We start from the raw sequence: 24,448 nt of genomic DNA, 5'->3' as shown, positions 1-24,448 counted from the left end.
TCAACCAATCCTTTCCCGACGACCGAGGATGCCTTGCGGTCGGAAGAGCAGCACGAGGATGAGCACCAGCAGCGCGACGGCGTAGCGGAGGTCGGGTGCGATGAAGAGCGTCGAGAACTCCGTGACGAGGCCCACGAAGACGGCACCCACGAGCGCGCCGAAGGCGCTGCCGAGGCCGCCGAGCGTCACGCTGGCGAACAGCAGCAGGAGGATCGTGAAGCCCATGTCCCACTTGATGTTGCCGCCGATGAAGTAGGTGTAGAGGATCCCGGCGCCACCGGTCAGGAGGCCCGCGAGCACCCAGACGATGCGGATCACGCGGTCGACGTCGATGCCGGAGGCCGAGGCGAGGCTCGCGTTGTCGCTCACGGCGCGCGTGGCCTTGCCGATGCGCGTGCGAGTGAGGAACCAGCCGACCGCGAGCAGCACGACCACAGCGATCGCCGTGCTCACGATGTTCGACGTCGTCATCGCGACCGGGCCGACCTGCACGACCGGGCCGCGGTCGACCGCGAGGCCCTCGGTGCCGCCGCCGATCAGGAACTGGAAGAAGTAGCGCAGCGCGATCGACAGGCCGATCGTGACGATCAGCACCTGCACGAGCCCGACGCGGCGCCGGCGCAGCGGCTTGAATATCGCCCAGTCGTGGAACCAGCCGAAGACCGCGGAGGCGACCAGCGTGACGATCACCGCGATCCAGGCAGGCCAGGCCATCAGGGTGGTGGTGGCGTAGAAGATGACGCCGCCGAAGGTGAGCAGCTCGCCGTGCGCGAAGTTGTTGACGCCCGTGGTGCCGAAGATCAGCGTGATGCCGATCGCAGCGAGGGCGAGCAGGAGGCCGAAGCTGAGTCCGGAGATGAGGCGCGCGAGCACCTGCGCGCCGAAGTCATTGGTCGCCGCGCCCGCGCCCGCGCCCGTGGGCTCGGAGCCCGGCTGCGGCGTGGTGCCCTCGCCGCCCTCGCCGCCGGTACCGCCGCCCTCGCTGGGGGCGGGTGCCGGCGTCCCGAAGGGGAACAGCACGCCCTGCGAGGTGGAGGTCGCGATGGTGAGCTCTCGGCTCTCGAACGACGGGTCCCTGAGGGTGAGGCCCTCCGGCAGCGTCGCCGTGTCGATCGACACCGTGTAGGTGCCCTGCTCGGGGACCCCGACCATCCATCGACCGTCCGCGCCGGTCGCGACGGTCTCGTCGACGCCGTTGCCCGAGACCGTGATCTCGACGCCCTCGATCGGCTCTTGGCCGTCCTTGACGATGCCGTTGAAGTTGTAGGGAGCCGCCGGCTCGGTCAGGGCGAGGTCGGTGGCGCTGGCCGTGGCTGCCCCACCGGCGACCATGGCGACGGCAGCGAGAGCGACAGCGATCGCTCGCCGCAGCCCTCTCTGCCGAGGTCTGCTGGACGTCTTCACATGTCCTCCATGTCAGGGGGGCAGCACTGCCCTGGGAATGCCGCGTGCACCGTGCCCGTTACATCGGTGGTGCCACAGTAGCGGCCACCGGGGGCGGTTCCGGCCCGATCGAGCGACAACTGAGCCCAATTCACCGGGTTGGCGCGGGACCGTTACCGAATAGATACGATGGAGGCGATGGAAATGCGCAATCCGTTCGGACCTGTTGGACTCACCTACGACGACGTCATGCTGCTGCCGGGCCGCACCGACGTGATCCCGAGCGAGGCTGACACGGGCACGCGGCTCTCGCGCCGCATCCGCCTGTCGATCCCGCTCGTCTCGAGCGCCATGGACACGGTGACCGAGGATCGCATGGCGATCGCCATGGCTCGCCAGGGCGGCATCGGCATCGTGCACCGCAACCTCTCCATTGCCGACCAGGCGTCGATCGTCGACCGCGTCAAGCGCTCGGAGTCGGGCATGATCACCGACCCGGTGACGACACACGCGGATGCGACGATCGAGGAGGTCGACCGCGTCTGCGGCGAGTTCAAGGTCTCCGGCCTCCCCGTCGTCGACGAGGCAGGCGTGCTCGTCGGCATCGTCACCAACCGCGACATGCGGTTCGTGCCGCGCGAGGAGTTCGCGACCACGCTCGTGCGCGACGTCATGACGGCCTCGCCGCTGAAGACGGCGCCCGTCGGGATCTCGCGCGAGGAGGCCTTCAAACTCTTCGAGCAGACGAAGCTCGAGAAGCTGCCGCTGGTCGACGAGCAGGGCCGCCTCGGCGGCCTGATGACCGTGAAGGACTTCGACAAGGTCGAGCAGTACCCGAACGCGACGAAGGATGCGCACGGCCGCCTGCGCGTCGGCGCCGCGATCGGCTTCTTCGGCGACGCCTTCGAGCGCGCCGAGGCGCTCGCGGAGGCCGGCATCGACGTCATCGTCGTCGACACCGCCAACGGCGAGAGCCAGGGCGTGCTCGACATGGTCGCGAAGCTCAAGGGCGACGCGCGCTTCGACGAGATCGACATCATCGGCGGCAACGTCGCGACCTACGAGGGCGCCGCCGCACTGATCGCCGCGGGCGTCGACGCGGTGAAGGTGGGCGTCGGTCCCGGCTCCATCTGCACCACGCGCGTCGTCTCCGGCGTTGGCGTGCCCCAGGTCACGGCAATCTACGATGCTGCGCGCGCTGCGCACGACGCCGGCACCGGCATCCCCATCATCGCCGACGGCGGCCTGCAGTACTCCGGCGACATCGCCAAGGCGCTGGTCGCCGGCGGCTCGTCGGTGATGCTCGGCTCGCTGCTCGCGGGCACGAACGAGAGCCCCGGCGACCTCGTGCTCGTCAACGGCAAGCAGTTCAAGACCTACCGCGGCATGGGCTCGCTGGGCGCGATGCAGACGCGCGGCAAGAAGACCTCCTACTCGCGCGACCGCTACTTCCAGGCGGATGTGCCGAGCGACGAGCAGCTGATCGCCGAGGGCATCGAGGGCCAGGTGCCGTACCGCGGCCCGCTCGGCACGGTCGCCTACCAGCTCGTCGGCGGCCTGCGGCAGTCGATGTTCTACACGGGCGCCCGCACGATCGAGGAGCTGCAGCAGAAGGGCCGGTTCGTGCAGATCACCGCCGCCGGCCTGAAGGAGTCGCACCCGCACGACATCCAGATGGTCGTCGAGGCGCCCAACTACCGCCGCTGATCGCTGCGGCGGCTGCATTCGCAGCAGCCGTGCTCGCGTCGGCGAGCGGTGCATCTGCGCACGAGCGGTGCTGGCATGCCGGCACTGCTCCGGCGCAGCAGCACCGCTCGGCCATCGGGGGGCAGCCGTCGGGGGCGGTGGGCAGATGCGGTGAGCGCGGCGCGACATGTCACCAGCCCGGGAGCAGGGCGGCGTGCACGGGGGGGTGCGCCTGCGCGAGCATGGCTCGCAGCCGCTCCGGCCGCTGGGCCTCCGCCCACATCCAGTGGAGCGTGTCGATGTGCTCTCGCAGCGCATCCTCGCGCTGCTTCTCCCTGATGACTGCGTCGATGGGCTGCACGCCGTTCGCCTCCGCGATCACGCCGTACTTCTGCGCGCCGTCGAACTCTCCGCCGAGCGGCCGCCGCCCCGGCCGCTCCCAGAGGAAGTCCGGGAATCGAGGTCCCAGCCGCGTCATCACGCGCACCTGCAGCTGCGGCACCGGCGCGCCGATCCGGTGGATCTGCACGCGGCTCCAGGACTCGCCGACGGATTCGGCGAGGCCGTCGGCGAAGTCCACGACCCACGCCGCGCGACGCTGTCCTCGAGGTCCTTGGCGACCCAGCGCATCCGCCACCTCGTCCTTCGTCGTCGCTCCGCTGCGCAGCGCCGAGTCGAGCGCGCTGACCGCATCCAGCTGCCTGCCGACCCTCGCGAGGTGGGCCAGCGCGTAGGCCGGGGAGCAGCGCGCGATGCCGCCCTCGACCAGCACGTCGCCGTCGGCGATCGCGACCTGCGAGTTGACGACTCCGTGGCGGCGGCCGGATGCGCCGGGGTCACCGATGGTGAAGACCGACGTCGGACGGCCGTGCGGCAGGTCGGCGAGGGCGAGGGCTGACTCGCGGGCGAAGACGGCTCGCGGGCGCGCGGCAGCCACCGCGTGCACGTGGATCGCGTGACGGCTGTGCTCGGGGATGGAGGCGAACGCGGCGCGGTCGACGTAGGCGCCGCGCCGGATGCGCTGGAGCGCGCGGTCGCGGCGGAGGCGCTGCGGGTCGTCGGCGGTGGCGCGGAGGAGGGGGAGCGTCATGCGCGCACGGTGCACGTCCGCCGCGAGCAGCGGTGCGAGCGGCTGGCGCGGCTGTGGAGAGGCCCTGAAGCCGGTCGACGTGGGGATCGCGACCGGTGCAGTGCTGCCCGACCGGGGTCGGCATGCCAGCACTGGTCGGGCGCGAGCGCACCGGTCGGCGGAAGTCCACGGCGCGCGCGGCGGCGGAGCAGGAGCGCACGGGTGGGCGGATGGGCGCCCAGCGAGGGCTTGCGGATGCGCGAGACGCGATATATCGTGAGTCGCAGCAGACGCGATATATCGCGAGTGGCGACGCCGGGTCGCCGCGCTGGAGTGGGGAGCGACCATGGAGCAGCAGTGGGGGAGCGACGAGGCTGACGGCTTCGGTGCAGGAGCGGAGGCGTCCCAGCAGGGCGCACCCGAGAGCGCGACCGCGCGCAGCGCATCCGGCGCCTCGGCATCGGGCGCCGACCGCATCATCGAGCGCTGGACGATCGGCGAGGGCCAGAGCCGCGTGATCGACATCGACGCCGTGGAGGCGCTGCGCGTGGGCATCGTCGGCGGCAGCGTCGACGTCATCGGCCACGACGAGCCGACCGCTCGCGTCGAGGTGCACCGCGTCGAGGGGCGCGACCTCACGGTGACGCTGGAGCAGGGTCGGCTGTCGGTCTCGCACCCCAAGGTCAGCTGGGACGACGTCTGGGAGTCCGTGAAGGCCCTCGTCGGCGTGCGGGCCCGGGTCGAGCTGAGCATCGTCGTGCCCAGGCAGGTGGCGCTGTCGCTAGGTCAGGTCACGGCCTCCGCCCTCGTCACGGGACTGCGGAACCGCGCGACGCTCAGCACCGTCTCCGGCACGATCCAGGTCGAGTCGCACACGGGCGACCTCGACCTGAACACCGTCTCCGGCGACATCGAGGTCTCGGGCGGTGCCGGCGAGCTCTCGGTGCACGGCGTCTCGGCGAGCGTGACCGCCTCCGGCGCGCTCGAGTCGATCGGCGTCGACACGGTGAGCGGCGACGTGCTGCTCGACGTGCACGGCTCCCCGCGCAGCATCTCGACGAACTCGGTCTCGGGCGACGTGACGGTGCGCATCGACGCCGGGCAGGGCGTGCGCGCGACCACGCGCACCGTCTCCGGACGCGGCGCGATCGTGGGCGTCGCGATGCCGAAGCGTGGTGGGCGAGAGGTGATCGACGGCACGAACGCCTTCGACCTCAGCGCCAGCACCGTCTCGGGCGACGTCACCGTCGTGCGGAGGGGCGAGTGACTCCCGTCTTCGGCCACGGCGCGCTGCGCCTCTACCTGCTCAGCCTGCTCGCGGAGGCGCCGCGCCACGGCTACGAGCTGATGCAGGCGCTCGAGCAGCGCTTCGGCGGCACCTACTCGCCGAGCGCCGGCACCATCTACCCGCGGCTGTCGAAGCTCGAGGAGGAGGGGCTGCTCACGAAGGCCGTCGATGGGCGCAAGACCACCTACGCCATCACCGACGCCGGGCGCGCCGAGCTGCGCGCCCGCGAGGGCGAGCTGCACTCGCTCGAGGCGGAGATCACGGATTCGGTGCGTCGCCTGGCCTCGGACGTGCGGGCAGGCGTGCAGTCGGCCATGCAGGCGCTGCGCGCCGAGCTCGCTGCGGCGGAGCGCGATGCGCGATCGAGCGCGCGCCGGGCGGCATCGAGCGCGTCGCAGCCTGCGGCGTGGCCGCCCTCCTCCCCGCAGCCTCCGTCGCAGGCAGCGCCGTCGCCGGAGCAGGAGCCGGCGCGGCAGGACCGAGGCGCGGACGCGCGGCCGGTGCCGGGAGACGAGGCTGCGCCCGCGCGAGCCGCTGCGCCCGAGCCGGCGGAGTCGCCGGGCGCCTCCGCGGTGCCGAGGACCGAGGCGCGGATGTCGGTGCACGACGTCGACCTGGCGCTCAGCGACTTCCGGCAGCAGGTGCGCGAGGCGGTGCGCCGCGAGCGAGGCGAGCGGATGACGCCGGCGCGGGCCGCTGCCGTGCGCCATGAGCTCGAGGCGGCGCTGCAGCGCATCACGAGCGTGCTCTGAGCGGCCATCCGGCGGGGCGGCGATAGGCTGACGCTGTGACGGAGATCGAGATCGGCCGCAGCAAGCGCGCCCGCACGGGCTATGGCTTCGACGACATCAGCATCGTCCCCTCGCGCCGCACGCGCGACAGCGACCTGGTGTCCCTGCAGTGGCAGATCGACGCGTTCAAGTTCGAGATCCCGGTGATGGGCGCGCCGACCGACTCGGCCATGAGCCCCTCGACCGTGATCGCGCTCGGCAAGGCCGGCGGCCTGGGCGTGCTCAACCTCGAGGGCGTCTGGACGCGCTACGACGACCCCGAGCCCCTGCTCGCGGAGATCGCCGCGCTGCCGGCCGTCGAGGCGACCGGCCGCATGCGCGAGATCTACGCCGAGCCGATCAAGCCCGAGCTGATCCGCGATCGCCTGGCGCAGATCCGCGACGCGGGCGTCGTGGTCTCCGGCAGCCTCAGTCCGCAGGCCGTGCAGCAGCACTACGAGACCGTCCTCGCGGCCGGCGTCGACCTCATGGTGATCCGCGGCGCGACCGTCAGCGCAGAGCACGTCTCCGCCGAAGCCGGCACCCCCCTCAACCTCAAGCAGTTCATCTACGAGCTCGACGTGCCCGTCGTGGTCGGCGGCGTCGTGACCTACACGGCGGCGCTCCACCTCATGCGCACGGGCGCGGCAGGCGTGCTCGTCGGCTTCGGCGGGGGAGCAGCCTCGACGAGCGAGCGCGTGCTCGGCGTCGCGGCCCCGATGGCGACGGCGGTCAGCGACGTCGCTGCCGCTCGCCGCGACTACCTCGACGAGTCGGGCGGCCGCTACGTGCACGTCATCGCCGACGGCTCGCTCGGCACCTCCGGTCAGGTCGTGAAGTCGCTCGCGTGCGGCGCAGACGGCGTGATGCTCGGCACCGCGCTCGCTCGTGCGACGGATGCGCCGGGTCGCGGCTGGCACTGGGGTCCCGAGGCGCACAACCAGAAGCTGCCGCGCGGCAACCGCGTGCAGGTCGACCAGGTCGGCCCGCTCGACGTCGTGCTGAACGGCCCGTCGCCCGTCGCTGACGGCACGGCGAACATCATGGGCGCGCTGCGCAAGGCCATGTCGACGACCGGCTACAAGGATCTCAAGGAGTTCCAGCGGATCGACGTGGTCGTCGAGGCGAACCCGCCGCGCTAGACCCACCCCATCCGGGCGGTGCACTGAAGGAGGATCCATGGCTGAGACCACCAACAACGTGAGTCGGTCGAGGAAGCTCGGCCCCGAGGAGCGCGCGGCAGCGATCGCCAGCATGCGCGACCGCGAGGTCGACGTGCTCGTGATCGGCGGCGGCATCGTCGGCGCCGGTGCGGCGCTCGACGCGGTCACCCGCGGCCTGCGCGTCGGGCTGATCGAGGCGCGCGACTTCGCATCCGGCACCTCGAGCCGATCGTCGAAGCTCATCCACGGCGGCATCCGCTACCTCGAGCAGCTGAACTTCGGCCTGGTGCGGGAGGCGCTGATCGAGCGCGGCCTGCTGCTGCAGCGCATCGCGCCGCACCTCGCGAAGCCGGTGCGCTTCCTGTACCCGCTGAACACGCCGCTCGTCGAGCGCGCGTACATCGGTGCCGGCATGGCGCTCTACGACGCCTTCAGCTACACGGGCTTCATGCGACCGGGCGTGCCCATGCACCGGCACCTCTCGAAGAAGCAGGTGCTCAAGCAGATCCCCTCGCTCGACCCCGACGCCTTCGTCGGCGGCCTCACCTACTACGACGCCCAGGTCGACGACGCTCGCTACGTCGCCGAGCTCGCCCGCACGGCATCCTTCTACGGCGCGCACGTCGCGAGCCGGGTGCGGGCGGAGGGGTTCCTGAAGGTCGGTGAGCGCGTCGTCGGCGTGCAGGCCCACGACTACGAGACCGGCGAGCAGTTCGAGATCCGGGCCAAGCAGGTCGTGAACGCGACCGGCGTCTGGACGGGCGAGACGCAGGCGATGGTCGGCGAGCGCGGCGAGTTCAAGGTGCGTGCCTCCAAGGGCGTGCACCTCGTGGTGCCGCGCGACCGCTTCCACTCGGAGATGGGGCTGCTGCTGCGCACGGAGAAGAGCGTGCTCTTCGTCATCCCGTGGGGCCGCCACTGGATCCTCGGCACGACCGACACCGACTGGAACCTCGACCTCGCGCACCCGGCGGCGACCGCTGCGGACATCGACTACATCCTCGATCACGTCAACAGCGTGCTGGCCACGAAGCTGACGCGCGCCGACGTCGAGGGCGTCTATGCGGGCCTGCGCCCGCTGCTGGCCGCCGGCGACGGCTCGTCGACCGCGAACCTGTCGCGCGAGCACCACGTCTCGCACACCGTGCCGGGCCTCGTGCTCGTCGCGGGCGGCAAGTGGACGACGTACCGGATCATGGCGAAGGACGCGATCGACGAGGCCGTGAGCGCGATGGACGGCAAGGTGCCGCAGTCGTGCACCGAGCAGATCCCGCTGCTCGGCGCGACCGGCTACCGCGCTGCCTGGAACAAGCGGTCGAAGATCGCCCGTGCCTTCGGCCTGCACAAGCACCGCGTCGAGCACCTGCTGAACCGCTACGGCGTGCTCACGGACGAGCTGCTCGACATGATCCGCACCGACGAGTCGCTCGCGGAGCCGCTGCCGGGCGCCGACGACTACATCGGGGCCGAGGTGCGGTACGCGTGCACGCACGAGGGCGCGCTGCACCTGGACGACGTGCTCGCTCGTCGCACGCGCATCTCGATCGAGGCCTGGGATCGCGGCGTCGCCGCCGCGCCGGTGGCCGCGCGCATCATGGCGGATGCGCTGGGCTGGGACGACGCGCGCGTCGAGAAGGAGATCAACACCTACAACAAGCGCGTCGCCGCCGAGCTGCAGAGCCAGGAGCTGCCCGACGACGAGTCCGCCGATCGCGCGCGCCTGGAGGCGCCGGAGATCGTGTCGCTGAACGCGCTGCCGACGGCCGACACCGTCGGCACCCGCCCGGAGCCGGCTGCCTGATGCGACGGTAGGCTGGGGGTGCCCATGAGCACCCCCATGCCCACCTTCAAGCAGGTCGCCAGACGACCGCGCTGGATCGGCGTGCTCGCGCTCTGCCTGCTGGTCGCCGCGGTCTTCGCCGTGCTCGGGCAGTGGCAGATCGAGCGCGCCGTCGAGCAGGGGCAGGCCGATGAGCGCGACACCGAGACCGCCGTGCCGCTGCAGTCGGTCGCGACGCCGGGCGAGCCGATGCTCTCGGATGCCGGGGGGCGCATGGTGACCGTGACCGGCGACGACGTCGCCGACGACTACCGCACGCTGGCGGGCCGCAACCAGGACGGTCGGATCGGCTGGTGGGTGATCGGGCGCGTGCTCGTCGAGGAGCCCGACGGCCGCGACGCATCCCTCGCGGTCGCGCTCTCGTGGAGCGCGACCGAGGAGCGCGCGCAGGCTGCCGTCGAGGCGCTCCGCGCCGATGCGGGCACCGTCGGCGCCGCGCAGCTCGGTGGTCGCTACCTGCCGACGGAGGCGCCGACGCAGGGCGACGTGCGCGAGCGGGAGCGGGAGGCGATGTCGGTCGCCGCGCTCATCAACGAGTGGCAGGACTGGAACGGGCTCGTCTACGGCGGCTACCTCGTCGTCGACCCCACCGTCGTCGCCGAGGGCGGCACCTCCGTGCCGGGCGACGAGCCGATCGTGCACGAGCGCCCCGTGACCGACACGCAGCTCAACTGGCTCAACGTGTTCTACGCGATCGAGTGGGTCGCGTTCATGCTGTTCGCGTTCTACCTCTGGTACCGGCTCGTGAAGGACGCGCTCGAGCGCGAGGTCGAGGAGATCGAGGACGCAGAGGCGGCGGCTGCAGCGGCGTGAGCCGGGCGCGGCGCCGAGCGCCGAGAGCGCTGGAGGTCGCCGATAGACTGGTGCCCGTGCCACGCCCCATCGAGCAGCTGCCCCAGATCCGCACCGCCACCACCTTCTACCGCGTGATGTCGTGGGTCACGGGCATCTTCCTGCTGCTGCTCGTCGCCGAGATGGTGCTGAAGTACTCGCCGACCCACGTCGAGGTCTTCGCCTTCGGCGCGAGCGGCCCCCTCTCGCTGGAGGCGGTCGTGCCCGCGGCGGGCTGCCAGTGGTACTCGATGTTCGTGCCCGGCGGCATGGGCTGCGAGATCGCCTCGCTCGGGGAGGGCTTCAACGTCTCGCTCGCGATCCTGATCGTCCACGGCTGGATCTACGTCGTCTACCTCTTCGCGAGCTTCCGCCTCTGGAGCCTGCTGCGCTGGCCCTTCCGGCGCCTGGTCGCGATGGCGCTCGGCGGCGTCGTGCCGTTCCTCTCCTTCTTCGTCGAGCGCCCCCTGCACCGCGCCGCGCTCGCCGACATCGACCGGCTCGTGGCCGAGCGGGCCGCGCGCTCCGCGGCGCGCGCCGACGCATCCCCCACCGCCACCACGCCTCAGGAGGCCTGATGTCCGACACCGCTCAGCGGCCAGTGCTCGTCGTGGACTTCGGCGCGCAGTACGCGCAGCTCATCGCGCGCCGCGTGCGCGAGGCCGACGTCTACAGCGAGATCGTGCCCTCGACGATCTCGGCCGACGAGGTGCGCGCGAAGGATCCGGCGGCGATCGTGCTCTCCGGCGGCCCCTCGAGCGTCTACGCAGAGGGCGCGCCGCGGCTCGACGAGGGCATCCTCGAGCTCGGCATCCCGACCTTCGGCATCTGCTACGGGTTCCAGGTCATGGCGGCGCAGCTCGGCGGCACCGTCGCGAAGACGGGCAACCGCGAGTACGGCTCGACCGCGATGACGGTGGATGCGGCGGGCGCGCTGCTCGACGGCCAGCCGAGCGCGCAGACGGTGTGGATGAGCCACGGCGACGCGGTCGCGGAGGCGCCGGCGGGGTTCACGGTGCTGGCGGGCACCGCTGACACGCCGGTCGCCGCGTTCGAGGATCGCGAGCGCAGGATGGCGGGCGTGCAGTGGCACCCCGAGGTCAAGCACTCCGAGCACGGGCAGCGCGTGCTCGAGTCCTTCCTGCACGACATCGCCGGCCTGCCGGGCGACTGGGACTCGGGCAGCATCATCGAGGAGCAGGTGGCGCGGATCCGCGAGCAGGTCGGCACCGATCGCGTCATCTGCGGCCTCTCCGGCGGCGTTGACTCGGCCGTCGCGGCCGCGCTCGTGCACGAGGCGATCGGCGACCAGCTCGTCTGCATCTTCGTCGACCACGGGCTGCTGCGCCAGGACGAGCGCGAGCAGGTCGAGCAGGACTACGTCGCCTCGACCGGTGTGCGGCTCGTGACGGTGGATGCGCGGCAGCGGTTCATGGAGGCGCTCGCGGGCGTCACGGACCCGGAGGAGAAGCGCAAGATCATCGGGCGCGAGTTCATCCGCGCCTTCGAGCAGGCCGAGCGCGACCTCGCGCTCGAGGCCGCGGAGGAGGGCGAGCCGATCCGCTGGCTCGTGCAGGGCACGCTCTACCCCGACGTCGTCGAGTCGGGCGGCGGCTCGGGCACGGCGAACATCAAGAGCCACCACAACGTCGGCGGTCTGCCGGACGATCTGCAGTTCCAGCTCATCGAGCCGCTGCGCGCACTGTTCAAGGACGAGGTGCGCGCCATCGGCCGCGAGCTGGGCCTGCCTGAGGTGATCGTCTCGCGACAGCCGTTCCCGGGACCGGGCCTCGGCATCCGGATCATCGGCGAGGTGAACGAGGAGCGGCTCGACATCCTGCGCCGTGCCGACGCGATCGCGCGTGCTGAGCTGACGGCGGCGGGCCTCGACGGCGAGATCTGGCAGTGCCCGGTCGTGCTGCTGGCCGACGTGCGCTCCGTCGGCGTGCAGGGCGACGGCCGCACCTACGGCCACCCGGTGGTGCTGCGCCCCGTCTCCTCCGAGGATGCGATGACCGCGGACTGGACGCGCCTGCCCTACGACGTGCTCGCCCGCATCTCGAACCGCATCACGAACGAGGTGGCGGAGGTCAACCGGGTCGTGCTCGACGTGACGTCGAAGCCGCCGGGCACCATCGAGTGGGAGTGAGCGCGGGGTGGCCCTCACCGCCCTTCGCCGCCTGAGCGGGCGCTTCACCGCCTGAGCGGCGCTTCACCGCCCGAGCCGCTCCCCGGCCCCTGGCCTGCCCGCGCCAGCGCACACCCGCCGGGTGGATGATGGGCGCATGGCACCCGAGGTCTCCCGAGAGCGCGCAGCACGCACCGCCGCGCTCTGGACGCTGGCGGCAGGCTTCCTCGCGACCGCGCTGCTGGCGCTCGTGCCCGCGGGCTGGCTGCAGGGGCGCCTGCGGTTCGGCTGCGTGCTCGAGGCGGGGGACTGGGTCTGCGACGGCAGCGCGGCGCTCGTGGCGGCGGGTGTCAGCAGCGCCGGCCTCGGCGGACTCGCGCTCGGCGCCGTCGCCCTCATCGTGCGAGCGACTTGGGATCGCGCGAGGCTCCGCGCCGAGCGCTTCGGCTTCATCGCGCTGATCGCGGTGCTGCCCTCGCTCATCATGTGCGCGTGGCTGCTCGTGGACGCGATCATCGGCGATGCGGTCGGCGTCGCGCACGACGACAGCCGCGTGGCGATGTGGGCCGAACGGGCGATGATCGCTGCGCTCATCACGGCGACCGCCGGCATGCTGGCCGGTTCCGCGCTGCGGATGCGCGCTGGCGGACGCCCACGGCGGGCCGCGTTCGTCGCGCTCGCCGCGGCGCTCGCGCTGCTCCTCGTCGCTGCTGCCGCATCCGCGCTCGGCACGCTCCCGACCGGCGTCGCCGCAGCTGCCGCGATCATCGCCGGCTGGCGCATCGCCGCGGGCGCCTGGCCGGCTCGAGCGCGCTGATCCTCCCCGCTGCGAGCGATCGTGTGAGAGATTGCTGACGCGATGTCGATCTGGCCGGTTCCCGTTCGACGTCCTGAGTGAGAGGGTCGAGCAGCGATCCCCGACGAAGGAGGACGATCATGCAGTACATGCTCATCATGCGCTCGAACGACGAGGCCGTCGCGGAGTACCGGGAGATCCCGTTCGAGCAGATCATCGAGGCCATGGGGACGTACAACGAGTCGATGATGGAAGCCGGCGTGCTGATCGCCGGCGAGGGCCTCAGCGACGCGAGCGAGGGCTTCGTGGTCGACTTCACGGCCGACCCGCCGCTCGTGACCGACGGCCCCTACGGGGAGACGAAGGAGCTGTTCAACGGCTTCTGGATCCTCGAGGTCGCCTCGAAGGAGGAGGCGGCGGAGTGGGCCAAGCGCTGCCCGCTGGGCCCGGGATCCAAGCTCGAGGTGCGCCGCGTGAACGGCCCGGAGGACTTCCCGGCCGACAACGAGTGGGTGCAGAAGGAGGAGGGCTGGCGCGAGGAGCAGGCCGCGAAGCAGGCGGCAGCGGCTCCCGGCGGCAGCGCGGGCTGACCATGCGGTGCATGCTCATCATGCGCGACGAGGATGCCGCGGCGACCTCCCGCAGGGACGCCCCGTTCCAGCAGATGCTCGAGCGGATGGGCCGCTACAACGCTGCGCTCGCCGAGGCCGGCGTGCTGGTCGAGGCGCAGGGGCTCGCGGAGCCGAGCGCCGGCCTCGTCGTCGACTTCTCGGCCGATCCGCCGCTCGTGACCGACGGCCCCTACGGCGAGACCAAGGAGCTGTTCAACGGCTTCTGGGTGCTCGAGGTCGACTCGATCGAGCAGGCCGCCGAGTGGGCGGCGCAGGCGCCGCTCGGCCCCGGCACGAAGCTCGAGATCCGTCGCGTGCACGGCGAGGCAGACCTGCAGCGGTGAGCGGCGACGAGGCGGCGCGGCGAGCGGAGGAATCCGCCCGGCGCGCCGTCGTCGCCGTCTGGCGCATCGAATCCGCCCGCATCGTCGCGACGCTCACGCGCGTCACCGGCGACTTCTCCCTCGCGGAGGACCTGGCGCAGGAGGCGCTCGCGGACGCGCTCGTCCAGTGGCCGGCGCAGGGCGTGCCGCGCAACGGTGCCGCGTGGCTGACGGCGGTCGCCAAGCGGAAGGCGATCGACGGCTGGCGACGGCAAGCGCGCTTCGCCGAGCGCGTCGAGGCGATGGGGCAGGGCCTCGAGCGCGAGTAGGCGAGCACGGCGGATGCGGTGCCCTGGGATCCGGACGAGGTCGACGACGACGTGCTGCGGCTGGTGTTCACCGCCTGCCACCCCGTGCTCAGCCAGCAGGCGCGCGTCGGGCTCACGCTGCGCGTCGTGGGCGGCCTCGAGACCGCCGAGATCGCGCGGCTCTTCTTCCTGCCGGTCGCGACCGTGCAACAGCGGATCGTGCGTGCCAAGCAGGCGCTCGCCGAGGCCCGCGTCCCGTTCGAGACACCGCCGCGGGCGGAGCGCCCGCAGCGCCTCGGCGCCGTGCTCGCGGTGCTGTACCTGATCTTCACCGAGGGCCACGCGGCGACGGCGGGCGACGACTGGATGCGGCCAGAGCTCTCGCGAGAGGCCATCCGGCTCGCGCGCATCCTCGCGGCGCTGCAGCCGGCCGAGCCCGAGGTGCACGGCCTGCTGGCGCTGCTCGAGCTCACGGCGGCGCGGTTCCCGGCACGCGTCGACGAGCGCGGCGAGTCAGTGCTGCTGGCCGATCAGGATCGCCGGCGCTGGGATCGGGGCGCCATCCGCCGGGGGCGGGCGGCGCTGCGCCGCGCGGAGGGCTTCGGGCGCGGCCTCGGCCCCTACGCGCTGCAAGCGGTGATCGCCGAGGCGCACGCCGACGCCTCCGATCTGGCGTCGACCGACTGGGAGCGCATCATCGCCGCCTACGACGGGCTCCTGCAGATCGCACCCTCGCCGATCGTGGCCCTCAACCGGGCGGTCGCGGTGTCGATGGCGGCGGGTGAGGGGCGCGGAGCCGCGGCGGCCCTCGCGATCGTGGATGCGCTCGGCGGCGAGCGGGCGCTCGTGGTCGGCCACCTGCTGCCCTCGGTGCGCGGCGAGCTGCTCGCGCGGCTCGGCCGCGATGCCGAGGCGAGCGCAGCCTTCGCCCTCGCCGCCGAGCGCACCGGGAACGCCCGTGAGCGCGCCGTGCTGCTCGCCCGGGCGGCCGCCGCTCGGTGAGCGCCTTCCAAATCCGCTCCGGCTGACACGATCGCATATGGGGGTGATCGCAGTGGCTACTACCCTGGAGGCGTGACGACCGCGACCGAGCACGCCCTGACCGAGGAGCGCATCCGGCAGCTGCGCACCGACTTCCCGATCCTCGCCGAGCAGCCCGCAGGCGTACCCCTCGTCTACCTCGACTCGGGGGCGACGAGCCAGCAGCCGCACCAGGTGCTCGAGGCCGAGTGGGCCTTCCGCACGCAGCGCAACGCGGCCGTGCACCGCGGCGCGCACACCCTCGCGGCGCTCGCGACCGACGACTACGAGGGTGCGCGCGAGCGCATCGCCCGCTTCGTCGGCGCTCGCCCCACCGAGATCTCCTGGGCGATGAACGCGACGGATGCGCTGAACACCGTCGCGCTGTCGCTCGCCGCAGCGAACCGCGCCGGCGCCGTCGACCCGACCCTCCGCATCCGCGAGGGCGACGAGATCGTCGTCACCGAGGCCGAGCACCACGCGAACCTGCTGCCCTGGCAGCGGCTGGCCGACGAGACGGGCGCCCGGCTGCGCTGGGTCGAGGTCGACGACGACGGCGCGTGGTCGACGGATGCGCTGCGCGCGCTGATCACGGAGCGCACGCGGGTGGTCGCCCTCGCCCACGTCTCGAACGTGACGGGGCTCATCGCCGATGTGCCGGCGGTCGTCGAGGCCGCGCACGCCGTCGGCGCGCTCGTCGTGCTCGACGCCTGCCAATCGGTGCCGCACCGCCCGGTCGACCTGCGCGCGCTCGGCGTCGACGCGGCCGCCTTCTCGAGCCACAAGATGCTCGGGCCCGGCGGCATCGGCGTGCTCTACCTGGCGGAGGCGCTGGGCGAGGCGCTGCCTCCCGCGCGCGTCGGCGGCTCGATGATCACGACCGTCACGATGACCGAGCACGAGTGGCTGCCGGCGCCGCAGAGGTTCGAGGCAGGCACGCAGCCGGTCGGCGCGATCGTGGGGCTCGCTGCCGCGGTCGACTACCTCGAGGCCGTCGGCATGGGCGCGATCGAGCAGCACGAGCTCGCGCTCGGGCAGCGGCTCGCCGCGGGCGCGGCGTCGATCGACGGCGTGCGACTCGTCGGGCCGCAGCCCGGGCGGGAGCGCGCCGGCATCGCCAGCGTCATCGTCGACGGCGTGCACGCGCACGACGTCGGCCAGGTGCTCGACGCGCAGGGCATCGCGGCGCGCGTCGGCCACCACTGCGCCCAGCCGCTGCACCGCCGCCTCGGCGTGGCTGCGACGACCCGCGCATCCGCCTACCTCTACACGACCGACGACGAGGTCGAGCGGTTCCTCGACGCGCTCGCGGGCGTGCGCGCGTACTTCGGGGTCGCCTGATGGCCGATCCGCTGGCCGGCCTGTACCAGGAGCTGATCCTGGAGCACGCGAAGCGGCGCTCGGGGGAGGGCGAGCTCGAGCCCTTCGACGCCGAGCGTTCCCTGCGCAACCCCACCTGCGGCGACGAGATCCGGCTGCGGGTGCGCGTGGGCGGGGAGGGGGATGCCCGGGTGGTGGATGCCCTCGGCTGGGTGGGGCAGGGATGCTCGATCTCGCAGGCCTCCGCGTCGGTGCTGGCGGAGGAGGCCCCGGGACTGACCGTCGAGGCCGCCCGCGAGCGCATCGAGGCGCTGCGCGAGCTGCTGCGCTCGCGCGGCGCGATCGAGCCGGACGAGCAGCTGCTCGGTGACGCGGTCGCGTTCGCGGGCGTCGCGAGGTTCCCGATGCGGGTCAAGTGCGCGATGCTCGCGTGGGTGGCGCTCGAGGACGCGCTCGTGGAGGCGCTCGCCGACCCGAAGCGCTGACGCCCCGCGCGCGAGCCGAGCGGTGCGCCTGCGCCCGAGCGGTACCTGCGTGCCAGCACCACTCGGGCGCAGCTGCACTGCTCGCTGACTGGGCCGACGCATCCGGCATGCCCGCTGTGATGGGATGGGTCGCGTCACCCAGGAGGTCAGATATGTCCCGCACCAGTCCCAGCAGCGAGCCCGCCGCAGCACCGCTCGGCGAGCGGATCGGTCGCGTCGCCGGCACCTGGTTCCCGCTCGTCGTGCTCGCCGCAGGGGCGGTCGCGATCGCGGTGCCCGAGGTCTTCCTGCCGCTGGGGCCCTGGGTCAACACGCTGCTCGGCATCATCATGCTCGGCATGGGCCTCACGCTCCAGCCCGTCGACTTCGCGGTGATCGCGAAGCAGCCGAAGGCCTTCGTGATCGGCATCGTGGCGCAGTACCTCATCATGCCGCTGGCCGCCATCGTGCTCGCGACCGCCTTCCAGCTGCCGCCCGCGCTGCTCGTCGGGATCGTGCTCGTCGGCTCCGCGCCCGGCGGCACCTCGTCGAACGTGATGGTGTACCTCGCGAAGGGCGACACCGCGCTCTCGGTCGCCATGACCACCGCGTCGACGCTGCTCGCGCCGATCCTGACCCCGCTGCTGGTGCTGTGGCTCGCGGGCTCCTACCTGCCGGTCGACGCGTGGGCGCTCTTCCAGTCGATCATCCTGATCGTGCTGCTGCCGGTGATCGGCGGTGTCGTGCTGCGCCTGCTGCTGCCGCGCGTGGTCGCCGTCGTCCTGCCGTGGCTGCCGCTCGTGTCGGTGACGGGGATCACGCTCGTCGTGCTCGCCGTGGTCGCGAGCTCGGCCGCGACCATCCTCTCGGTCGGCCTGCTCGTCGCCCTCGTCGTCATCCTCCACAACGGCGTCGGCTACGGCCTCGGCTACCTCGCCGCGAGGTCGGTCGGGCTCGACACCTCGGCGCGACGCGCGGTGGCGATCGAGGTCGGCATGCAGAACTCGGGCCTCGCCGCGGGCCTGGCGCGCACGCACTTCTCGCCCGAGGCGGCACTGCCCGCCGCCATCTTCTCCGTCTGGCACAACGTGTCGGGTGCGCTGCTGGCCTCGTTCTGGTCGCGGCGCCCGCCGAAGGACGCCGTGGCCGACGACGCGCCGGGGGCCGTCGTCAGCTGACGCCGGGCGAGCACGGCTGCGCCTCGTCGCCCCGCGCTGGAGCGCGTGGGCGAGGGGGCGTATCGTCTGCAGCACCCGATGTGAGGAGGCGGCGATGGCGCTGCGCTGGTACTCGAACGTGATCGAGACGACGGATGCGTCGAGGTTGGCCCGCTGGTGGGCCGATGCGCTCGGCTGGGAGGTCATCTACGAGGCGGCCGACGAGGTCGTGATCGTGCCGACGTGGGCGCGCGAGCTGGGTGCGAAGCTCGAGTTCCACCAGACGCCGCCGGGGCTGGTCTTCGTGCGCGTCGACCACGAGAAGCAGACGAAGAACCGCATCCACATGGATCTCGCCCCGCACACGAGCGACGACCGCGAGGCGGAGATCGCGCGCCTCGAGTCGCTTGGCGCCACGCGCGTCGACGTCGGCCAGGGGCCCGAGGTCAGCTGGACGGTGCTCGCCGACATCGACGGCAACGAGTTCTGCGTGCTGTCGAGCCGCGAGATGTAGGGCTGCGCGTCGAGCCGCGCTTCGGCACGGGAGCGCGCACGCACGAGGGCCCCGGCGCGCTGCCGGGGCCCTCGTGCGTGCGCGTCCGCGCTAGTTGTTGCTGCGCAGGATCGCGATGATGCGGAGGATCTCCACGTAGAGCCAGATGATCGTCAGCACGAGGCCGAAGGCGGCCGACCAGCCGTACTTCTTGTGCACGCCGCGCTTCACGCCCATCTCGATGCCCTCGAAGTCCATGACGAGCGAGTAGGCGCCGAGCAGCACCGCGAGGCCGCCGAGGATCACGCCGAGCGGGATGCCCATGATCTCGACCGAGCTGCGCCAGCCGAACATGCCGCTCGGAGCGACGAGCATGCCGACGAAGTTCGCGAGCGAGAAGAGCCCGTAGCCGATGATGACGATGAAGAAGATCTTGTTGAGCTTCGGCGACGTGCGGAAGATGCGGAACGCGTACCCCGTGAGGGTCACCGCGATCACGCAGGCGGTCGCGAGGAGCGCCTGGAAGATGATGCCGCTGTACATCGACTCGAGGATGGCCGAGAAGCCGCCGAGGAACAGGCCCTGCGCGGCGGCGTAGCCGAGGATGAGCGCGGGGCTCGGCTCCTTCTTGAAGATGTTGACCAGCGCCAGCACGAAGCCGACCAGCGCGCCACCGTAGGTGAGCACGTAGAAAGGCAGCGTCGGGCCGGAGAGGAAGAGCATCCCGAGCGTGACGATGAAGCCGAGGGCCGTCACGCCGAGCGTGGTGACGGTCTTCATGATGACGCTGTCGTAGGTCAGGCGCTCCGTCTCGACCGGGCCGGCAGCCGGAGCGTCGAACTGCTGGTTCAGCTGCTCGGGGGTGGGCACGCCGGGCTGCTGCTGGCCGTACGGGGCCTGGGCGGAGGACTGCTGCTGACCGTAGGACTGCTGCTGCCCGTAGGGGGCCTGGCCATAGGGAGCCTGGCCGTAGGGCGCCTGCTGGCCACCGGGGGTGGCCTGCGCTGCGCGCTGCGGGTTCTCACTGAACGCGGGCGAGTTTCTGAACGCCGGGTTGCCTGCCAAGGGGTTTCCTCCAAGATGGTGCGGCCGTCGTGATGACGGACGCTGTCAGGGTACCGAGCGAGCGTCGGTGTTTGCTGTGGATCGCGGGCCGTTCGCCCACCGCGCACCGCCGATAGCCTGGCAGCGTGCATCCCACGCGCGTCATCGCCCACCGCGGAGCCTCCGGCTGGGCGCCGGAGCACACCGAGGCGGCGGTGCGGCTCGCCGCGCGGCTCGGAGCCGATGCCGTCGAGCCCGACCTCGTCGCCACCCGTGACGGCGTGCTCGTCGTGCGCCACGACAACGAGCTCGGCGAGACGACCGACATCGCGAGCCGCCCGGAGCTCGCTGACCGGCGCCGCACCCAGACGATCGACGGCGTCCGCCTCACGGGCTGGTTCGTCGAGGACCTCACCTGGGCAGAGGTCGCGACCCTCCGCGCTCGGGAGCGCCTGCCGGCGCTGCGACCGACGAGCGCGCTGCGCGACGGTGCCGACGGGATCCTGCGCTTCACCGAGCTGCTCGCCATCGCCGAGCAGACGGGCCTGGGCGTCGTCGCCGAGCTCAAGCACGCCACCCACCACGCTGCGATCGGCCTGCCGCTCCACGCGATGCTCGCGGATGCGGTTGCGGGCACCCGGTGGGCCGAGCCCGGCGCGCTGACGGTCGAGTCGTTCGAGGAGACCGCGCTGCACGAGGTGCGGGAGGCCGGCGTCGACGCCCGCCTCGTCTACCTGATGGAGGAGCACGGCACGGCCGCCGACCTCGTGGGCGGGCCCCGCGCATCCGACACCTACGGGGAGCAGCGGAGCGATGCGGGCCTCGCTGCCCTCGGCACCCGGGTGGACGCCATCAGCGTCGCGAAGTCGGTGCTCTTCGACCGCAGCCGCGGTTCGCTGCGCACGAGCGACCTCGTGCAGCGTGCGCGCGCGGCCGGCCTCGGCACGATCGCCTGGACCCTGCGGCCGGAGAACGCCTTCCTCGAGCCCGAGCATCGGCTCGGGGAGCACTCGGCGGCGTGGGGCGACTGGCAGCGGGAGTGGGGGATGCTGGCGGAGCTCGGCCTCGAGGCGGTCTTCGTCGACCACCCCGACCTGTGGCGGCGCATCGTGCGTCAGCCCGCTGGTCGAGGAGCGTGCGCCGGAGGCTCGCGCTTCTCGAGAGCCTGACGTGGGAGGGGTCTCGTGACGCGGACGGCCGTTGGCCGTCCGCTCCTCGACCGACGGCGAGAGCGCGACCCGGGGCGGCCCGTGTCGGTGGGCGCGCCTAGGATTGCTCTGATGAGCGACTTGTGGGGGCTGGGCGACGACGGCTTCGAGGCAGTGCGGCGTCCCGGCCCGAGCGGGCCGCGCGGCGACGGCATCCCCGAGCACCTGCTCGCCGGGCTCAACCCGCCGCAGCGCGAGGCGGTCGAGCACCGCGGGCCGGCCCTGCTGATCGTCGCCGGCGCCGGATCCGGCAAGACTCGCGTGCTGACGCACCGCATCGCCGGTCTGCTCGCCACCAAGGAGGCCTGGCCGAGCCAGATCCTCGCGATCACCTTCACGAACAAGGCGGCCGCCGAGATGCGGGAGCGCGTCGAGCACCTCGTCGGCGAGGAGTCGCGCGGCATGTGGATCTCGACCTTCCACTCGGCGTGCGTGCGCATCCTGCGCCGCGAGGCCGAGGAGTTCGGCTTCAAGCAGTCCTTCACCATCTACGACTCCGGCGACGTGCGCGCGCTCATCAAGCGGCTCATCAAGCAGCGCGGCGCCGACATCCAGGGGCTGACGCCCGGCGGGGTCTCCGCCCGCATCTCGAAGGCGAAGAACGAGCTGCACGACGTCGACTCCTGGGCTCGCACCGCGAGCCTCGAGAACCCGCTCGACGCGGCCTTCCTCGAGCTCTGGCGCGACTACGACGCCGAGCTGCGCCGCGCGAACGCCTTCGACTTCGACGACCTGATCTCGCAGACCGTCTTCCTGCTCCGCGCCTTCCCGAACGTGGCCGCGCAGTACCGCAAGCGCTTCCGGCACATCCTGGTGGACGAGTACCAGGACACGAACGCGGCGCAGTACGCGCTGATCCGCGAGCTGACGCAGCCCGTCACCCGCATGCAGCTGCCCGACCTGCGCAGCGACCTGCCCGGCGCGTCGCTGACGGTCGTCGGCGACTCCGACCAGTCGATCTACGCCTTCCGGGGCGCCGACATCCGCAACATCACCGACTTCGAGCGCGACTTCGCCGGCGCCCGCGTGCTCATGCTCGAGCAGAACTACCGCTCGACGCAGAACATCCTCTCGGCCGCCAACGCGGTCATCGGCAACAACTTCGACCGCCGGGCCAAGAACCTCTGGACCGACGCCGGCGACGGCGCCAAGATCATCGGCTTCACCGGCTACTCCGGGCACGACGAGGCGCAGTTCGTCGCCGACGAGATCGTCGAGCTCACGAGCGGCGGCATGTCCTACAGCGACATCGCCGTCTTCTACCGCACGAACGCGCAGACGCGCGCGCTCGAAGAGGTGCTGATCCGCACCGCGGTGCCCTACCGCGTGATCGGCGGCACGAAGTTCTACGAGCGCGCCGAGATCAAGGATGCGATGGCCTACCTGATCACGGTGGCCAACCCGGCTGACGCGCTGAGCCTGCGCCGCATCATGAACGTGCCCAAGCGCGGCATCGGCCCCGCGACCGAGGCGGCGCTCCAGGCCTTCGCCGACGAGCACGAGATCACCCTCCGCGATGCCATGCGTCGCGTCGACGAGATCGCGCTCGGCCCGAAGGTCGCTGCCGCGATCAAGGACCTCGCCGCGCTGCTCGACGAGTGGAGCGCGAAGCCCGACGCGGATCCCGGCGAGGTGCTGCGCGAGCTCATGAGCCGCTCGGGCTACACCGACCAGCTGCGACGCTCGCCCGACCCGCAGGATGCGGCGCGGCTCGAGAACGTCGAGGAGCTCGTGGCCGTGACGCGGGAGTACCGCCGGCAGAACCCGGGCAGCACGCTGATCGACTTCCTCACCGAGACGGCGCTCGTCGCCGCGGCCGACGAGCTCGACAGCTCGGGCGGCCAGGTCTCGCTCATGACCCTCCACACGGCGAAGGGCCTCGAGTTCGACGCGGTCTTCATCACGGGCGTCGAGGAGGAGCTGCTGCCGCACCGGATGGCGGCGATGGAGCCCGGCGGGCCGGCGGAGGAGCGCCGCCTCTTCTACGTCGGCATCACGCGCGCGCGCCAGCGGCTGCACCTGTCGCTCGCGATGACGCGCGCGCAGTTCGGCGAGGTCTCCCCGGCTGCGCCGAGCCGCTACCTGGAGGAGATCCCGGCCGAGCTCATCGACTGGCGCACGCCGCCGACCGCGACGCGCGGCGCGCAGCCGCGCGCGCTCGGCGGCCGCTGGCGCGACGAGCCGCGCGAGTCGTTCGTCACCGGCTTCCGCGATGCGCCGAAGCCGCTGCCGAAGGGGCCGAAGAAGGAGTTCGCCAACATGATCACCGAGGTGCGCGACAACAGCGCCATGGTGCTCGAGCCCGGCGACCGCATCCGCCACAAGGACTTCGGCGAGGGGCGCGTGCAGGCGATCACCGGCGTCGACAAGAAGCGCGTCGCCGAGGTGCTCTTCGACGGCGTCGGCCGCAAGCGGCTGCTCGTGAAGATCGCGCCGATCGAGAAGATCAGCCCGTGACGGACACCCGCGGATCGAAGGCGATCCGGCCCGCGATCTGGGCGGCCGCCTCCTTCGGCTCCGGGTAGCTCCAGGCGCCGTCCTTCAGGGTCTCGCCTCCGACCACGACGTCGAAGTAGGCGGCGTCGCCCTTCCAGGGGCAGGTGTACTCGGTCGCGCTGTCGACCAGCTGCGCCGTCACCGATTCCCGCGGGAAGTAGTGGTTGCCCTCCACCACCGCGGTGTCGTCGGAGTCTGCGATGGTCTCGTCGTTCCAGGTTGCGTGTGCCATGCGCGTCACGCTACGCCCGATGCCTGTGCCGGGCCAGGGATGGCGCGCGACGCCTGACGCGGGCTCAGAGGCCCGGCGTCACCAGCAGCACCATCGCGACGAGCGTGACCGCGCCGACGAGCCAGATCACGGGCTGCAGCCGGCGCCGCAGCGTGCGCGGCGGCCGGTCGTCGTCGTAGCGGTCGAACCACGGGTCCAGCTCCGGCGGGACACGATCCTGCTCGCGGCTGTGGTCGCGGCTGTGCTCGCGCTCGTGCTCCTGCATGCGCACCAGCCTGTCACGCGCCGGCGCATCCGGCATGCTCGATCAGGAGTCGCCGTCGTACGCCACGAGCTCCTGCAAGGTCCAGCGGTTGCCGTCGGGGTCGGAGAACGTGACGAAGCGGCCCCACGCCTGCGGGTCGACCTCGCTCGCCTCGATGCCGGCCGCGAGCAGCTCGGCGCGGGCGGCCTCGGCATCGGCGACGACGACCTGCACGTTGCGCAGGCTGCCGGGGGCGTCCTCCGTCAGCCCCTCGCCGAAGGCGATGGAGCACGCCGAGCCGGGCGGCGTCACCTGCACGAAGCGAAGCCCCTCCTCGACGCGCGCGTCGATGTCGATCGACCAGCCCAGCTGCTCGCCGTAGAACGCCTTCGCACGATCCGTGTCGCTCACCGGCACGAAGATCAGCTCGATGCGGTACTCCATGACTGCTCCCATCGTCGGGCGCGATCACCGACGAGCGCGCTGCGCGCGATGCTACGCCGGGGCGCCGACACGCGCTGCTGCGGTCGTGCTCGCGGTGCCCCGCCGCACGACGGATGCCGCCCCGCAGCGT

At 72.1% G+C, this 24,448-nt stretch carries 23 protein-coding genes and 1 pseudogene; 18 read left to right on the top strand and 6 right to left on the bottom strand.

Features of this window, described 5'->3' with window-relative positions; genetic code table 11:
* Entirely contained in the window at positions 1-1,404 is a 1,404-nt protein-coding gene (locus AA0Z99_RS09405; RefSeq protein WP_413316835.1) for a branched-chain amino acid ABC transporter permease, read from the bottom strand.
* Between the two features lie 177 nt (positions 1,405-1,581).
* Here AA0Z99_RS09405 and guaB point away from each other — a divergent pair, with 177 nt between their 5' ends.
* Complete coding sequence (gene guaB, locus AA0Z99_RS09400; protein ID WP_413316834.1) at positions 1,582-3,090, top strand: IMP dehydrogenase; 1,509 nt, start codon at positions 1,582-1,584, stop codon at positions 3,088-3,090.
* 169 nt (positions 3,091-3,259) lie between these two features.
* Here guaB and AA0Z99_RS09395 read toward each other — a convergent pair whose 3' ends face one another.
* Complete coding sequence (locus AA0Z99_RS09395) at positions 3,260-4,159, bottom strand: hypothetical protein (RefSeq protein WP_413316833.1); 900 nt, start codon at positions 4,157-4,159, stop codon at positions 3,260-3,262.
* 325 nt (positions 4,160-4,484) lie between these two features.
* Between AA0Z99_RS09395 and AA0Z99_RS09390 the strand changes: the two genes are divergently transcribed.
* The 15 genes and pseudogenes from AA0Z99_RS09390 (at position 4,485) to AA0Z99_RS09320 (ending at position 18,671) form a co-directional block, all read left to right on the top strand.
* Entirely contained in the window at positions 4,485-5,405 is a 921-nt protein-coding gene (locus tag AA0Z99_RS09390) for a DUF4097 family beta strand repeat-containing protein (RefSeq protein WP_413316832.1), read from the top strand.
* The gene (locus tag AA0Z99_RS09385) at positions 5,402-6,178 is read left to right on the top strand and encodes a PadR family transcriptional regulator (protein WP_413316831.1); all 777 of its coding nucleotides are present in this window, start codon (positions 5,402-5,404) and stop codon (positions 6,176-6,178) included. The genes AA0Z99_RS09390 and AA0Z99_RS09385 overlap by 4 nt, the downstream gene beginning before the upstream one ends.
* A gap of 35 nt (positions 6,179-6,213) precedes the next feature.
* Positions 6,214-7,338, top strand: coding sequence for a GuaB3 family IMP dehydrogenase-related protein (locus AA0Z99_RS09380; protein WP_413316830.1), 1,125 nt, complete (start codon positions 6,214-6,216; stop codon positions 7,336-7,338).
* A gap of 37 nt (positions 7,339-7,375) precedes the next feature.
* Positions 7,376-9,160: a glycerol-3-phosphate dehydrogenase/oxidase gene (locus AA0Z99_RS09375; RefSeq protein WP_413316829.1), complete on the top strand. Its 1,785-nt coding sequence runs from the start codon at positions 7,376-7,378 to the stop codon at positions 9,158-9,160.
* A 24-nt stretch (positions 9,161-9,184) separates the two neighbouring features.
* A complete protein-coding gene (locus tag AA0Z99_RS09370) occupies positions 9,185-10,012 on the top strand; it encodes an SURF1 family protein (protein WP_413316828.1) in 828 nt (275 codons plus the stop codon).
* A gap of 56 nt (positions 10,013-10,068) precedes the next feature.
* The gene (locus AA0Z99_RS09365; protein WP_413316827.1) at positions 10,069-10,608 is read left to right on the top strand and encodes a DUF3817 domain-containing protein; all 540 of its coding nucleotides are present in this window, start codon (positions 10,069-10,071) and stop codon (positions 10,606-10,608) included.
* A complete protein-coding gene (gene guaA / locus AA0Z99_RS09360; protein ID WP_413316826.1) occupies positions 10,608-12,179 on the top strand; it encodes a glutamine-hydrolyzing GMP synthase in 1,572 nt (523 codons plus the stop codon). Before AA0Z99_RS09365 ends, guaA begins: the two co-directional genes overlap by 1 nt.
* A 136-nt stretch (positions 12,180-12,315) precedes the next feature.
* Positions 12,316-12,975, top strand: a complete 660-nt coding sequence (locus AA0Z99_RS09355; protein ID WP_413316825.1) for a hypothetical protein — start codon at positions 12,316-12,318, stop codon at positions 12,973-12,975.
* Between the two features lie 119 nt (positions 12,976-13,094).
* Complete coding sequence (locus AA0Z99_RS09350) at positions 13,095-13,544, top strand: YciI family protein (RefSeq protein ID WP_413316824.1); 450 nt, start codon at positions 13,095-13,097, stop codon at positions 13,542-13,544.
* 11 nt (positions 13,545-13,555) lie between these two features.
* Entirely contained in the window at positions 13,556-13,909 is a 354-nt protein-coding gene (locus AA0Z99_RS09345) for a YciI family protein (RefSeq protein WP_413316823.1), read from the top strand.
* Positions 13,906-15,198, top strand: a pseudogene (locus tag AA0Z99_RS09340) (RNA polymerase sigma factor). Before AA0Z99_RS09345 ends, AA0Z99_RS09340 begins: the two are co-directional and overlap by 4 nt.
* A gap of 72 nt (positions 15,199-15,270) precedes the next feature.
* Positions 15,271-16,557: an aminotransferase class V-fold PLP-dependent enzyme gene (locus AA0Z99_RS09335; protein ID WP_413316822.1), complete on the top strand. Its 1,287-nt coding sequence runs from the start codon at positions 15,271-15,273 to the stop codon at positions 16,555-16,557.
* Positions 16,557-17,021, top strand: coding sequence for a Fe-S cluster assembly sulfur transfer protein SufU (gene sufU / locus AA0Z99_RS09330; RefSeq protein ID WP_413316821.1), 465 nt, complete (start codon positions 16,557-16,559; stop codon positions 17,019-17,021). Before AA0Z99_RS09335 ends, sufU begins: the two co-directional genes overlap by 1 nt.
* Positions 17,022-17,173: 152 nt before the next feature.
* Entirely contained in the window at positions 17,174-18,178 is a 1,005-nt protein-coding gene (locus tag AA0Z99_RS09325; protein ID WP_413316820.1) for a bile acid:sodium symporter family protein, read from the top strand.
* 94 nt (positions 18,179-18,272) lie between these two features.
* Entirely contained in the window at positions 18,273-18,671 is a 399-nt protein-coding gene (locus tag AA0Z99_RS09320) for a VOC family protein (RefSeq protein ID WP_413316819.1), read from the top strand.
* Between the two features lie 90 nt (positions 18,672-18,761).
* On the opposite strand, the gene AA0Z99_RS09315 is transcribed toward AA0Z99_RS09320, so the two are convergent.
* On the bottom strand, positions 18,762-19,715 hold the full coding sequence (locus tag AA0Z99_RS09315; RefSeq protein ID WP_413316818.1) for a Bax inhibitor-1/YccA family membrane protein: 954 nt from the start codon (positions 19,713-19,715) through the stop codon (positions 18,762-18,764).
* Between the two features lie 125 nt (positions 19,716-19,840).
* On the opposite strand from AA0Z99_RS09315, the gene AA0Z99_RS09310 reads away from it, so the two are divergent.
* Together AA0Z99_RS09310 and AA0Z99_RS09305 are read left to right on the top strand one after the other, a co-directional pair.
* Positions 19,841-20,863, top strand: a complete 1,023-nt coding sequence (locus AA0Z99_RS09310) for a glycerophosphodiester phosphodiesterase family protein (protein WP_413316817.1) — start codon at positions 19,841-19,843, stop codon at positions 20,861-20,863.
* A gap of 111 nt (positions 20,864-20,974) precedes the next feature.
* Positions 20,975-23,359 (top strand): ATP-dependent helicase, encoded by a 2,385-nt coding sequence (locus tag AA0Z99_RS09305; RefSeq protein ID WP_413316816.1) that lies wholly within the window; start codon positions 20,975-20,977, stop codon positions 23,357-23,359.
* Here the strand turns inward: AA0Z99_RS09305 and AA0Z99_RS09300 are convergent.
* From AA0Z99_RS09300 to AA0Z99_RS09290, 3 genes are all read right to left on the bottom strand, one after another.
* Positions 23,349-23,630: a DUF427 domain-containing protein gene (locus AA0Z99_RS09300; RefSeq protein ID WP_413316815.1), complete on the bottom strand. Its 282-nt coding sequence runs from the start codon at positions 23,628-23,630 to the stop codon at positions 23,349-23,351. The genes AA0Z99_RS09305 and AA0Z99_RS09300 overlap by 11 nt on opposite strands.
* Before the next feature lie 64 nt (positions 23,631-23,694).
* Positions 23,695-23,895 carry a hypothetical protein gene (locus AA0Z99_RS09295; protein ID WP_413316814.1) on the bottom strand — a complete coding sequence of 67 codons (201 nt, stop codon included), beginning with the start codon at positions 23,893-23,895 and terminating at the stop codon, positions 23,695-23,697.
* Positions 23,896-23,937: 42 nt separating this feature from the next.
* Positions 23,938-24,318, bottom strand: a complete 381-nt coding sequence (locus AA0Z99_RS09290) for a glyoxalase superfamily protein (RefSeq protein WP_413316813.1) — start codon at positions 24,316-24,318, stop codon at positions 23,938-23,940.
* Positions 24,319-24,448 lie beyond the last annotated feature (130 nt).

It is taken from the genome of Agrococcus phoenicis (assembly GCF_047302415.1).
Classification (GTDB): domain Bacteria; phylum Actinomycetota; class Actinomycetes; order Actinomycetales; family Microbacteriaceae; genus Agrococcus.
The sequence above is the reverse complement of the archived record's forward strand: the minus strand, read 5'-3'. Positions and strand labels throughout refer to the sequence as shown.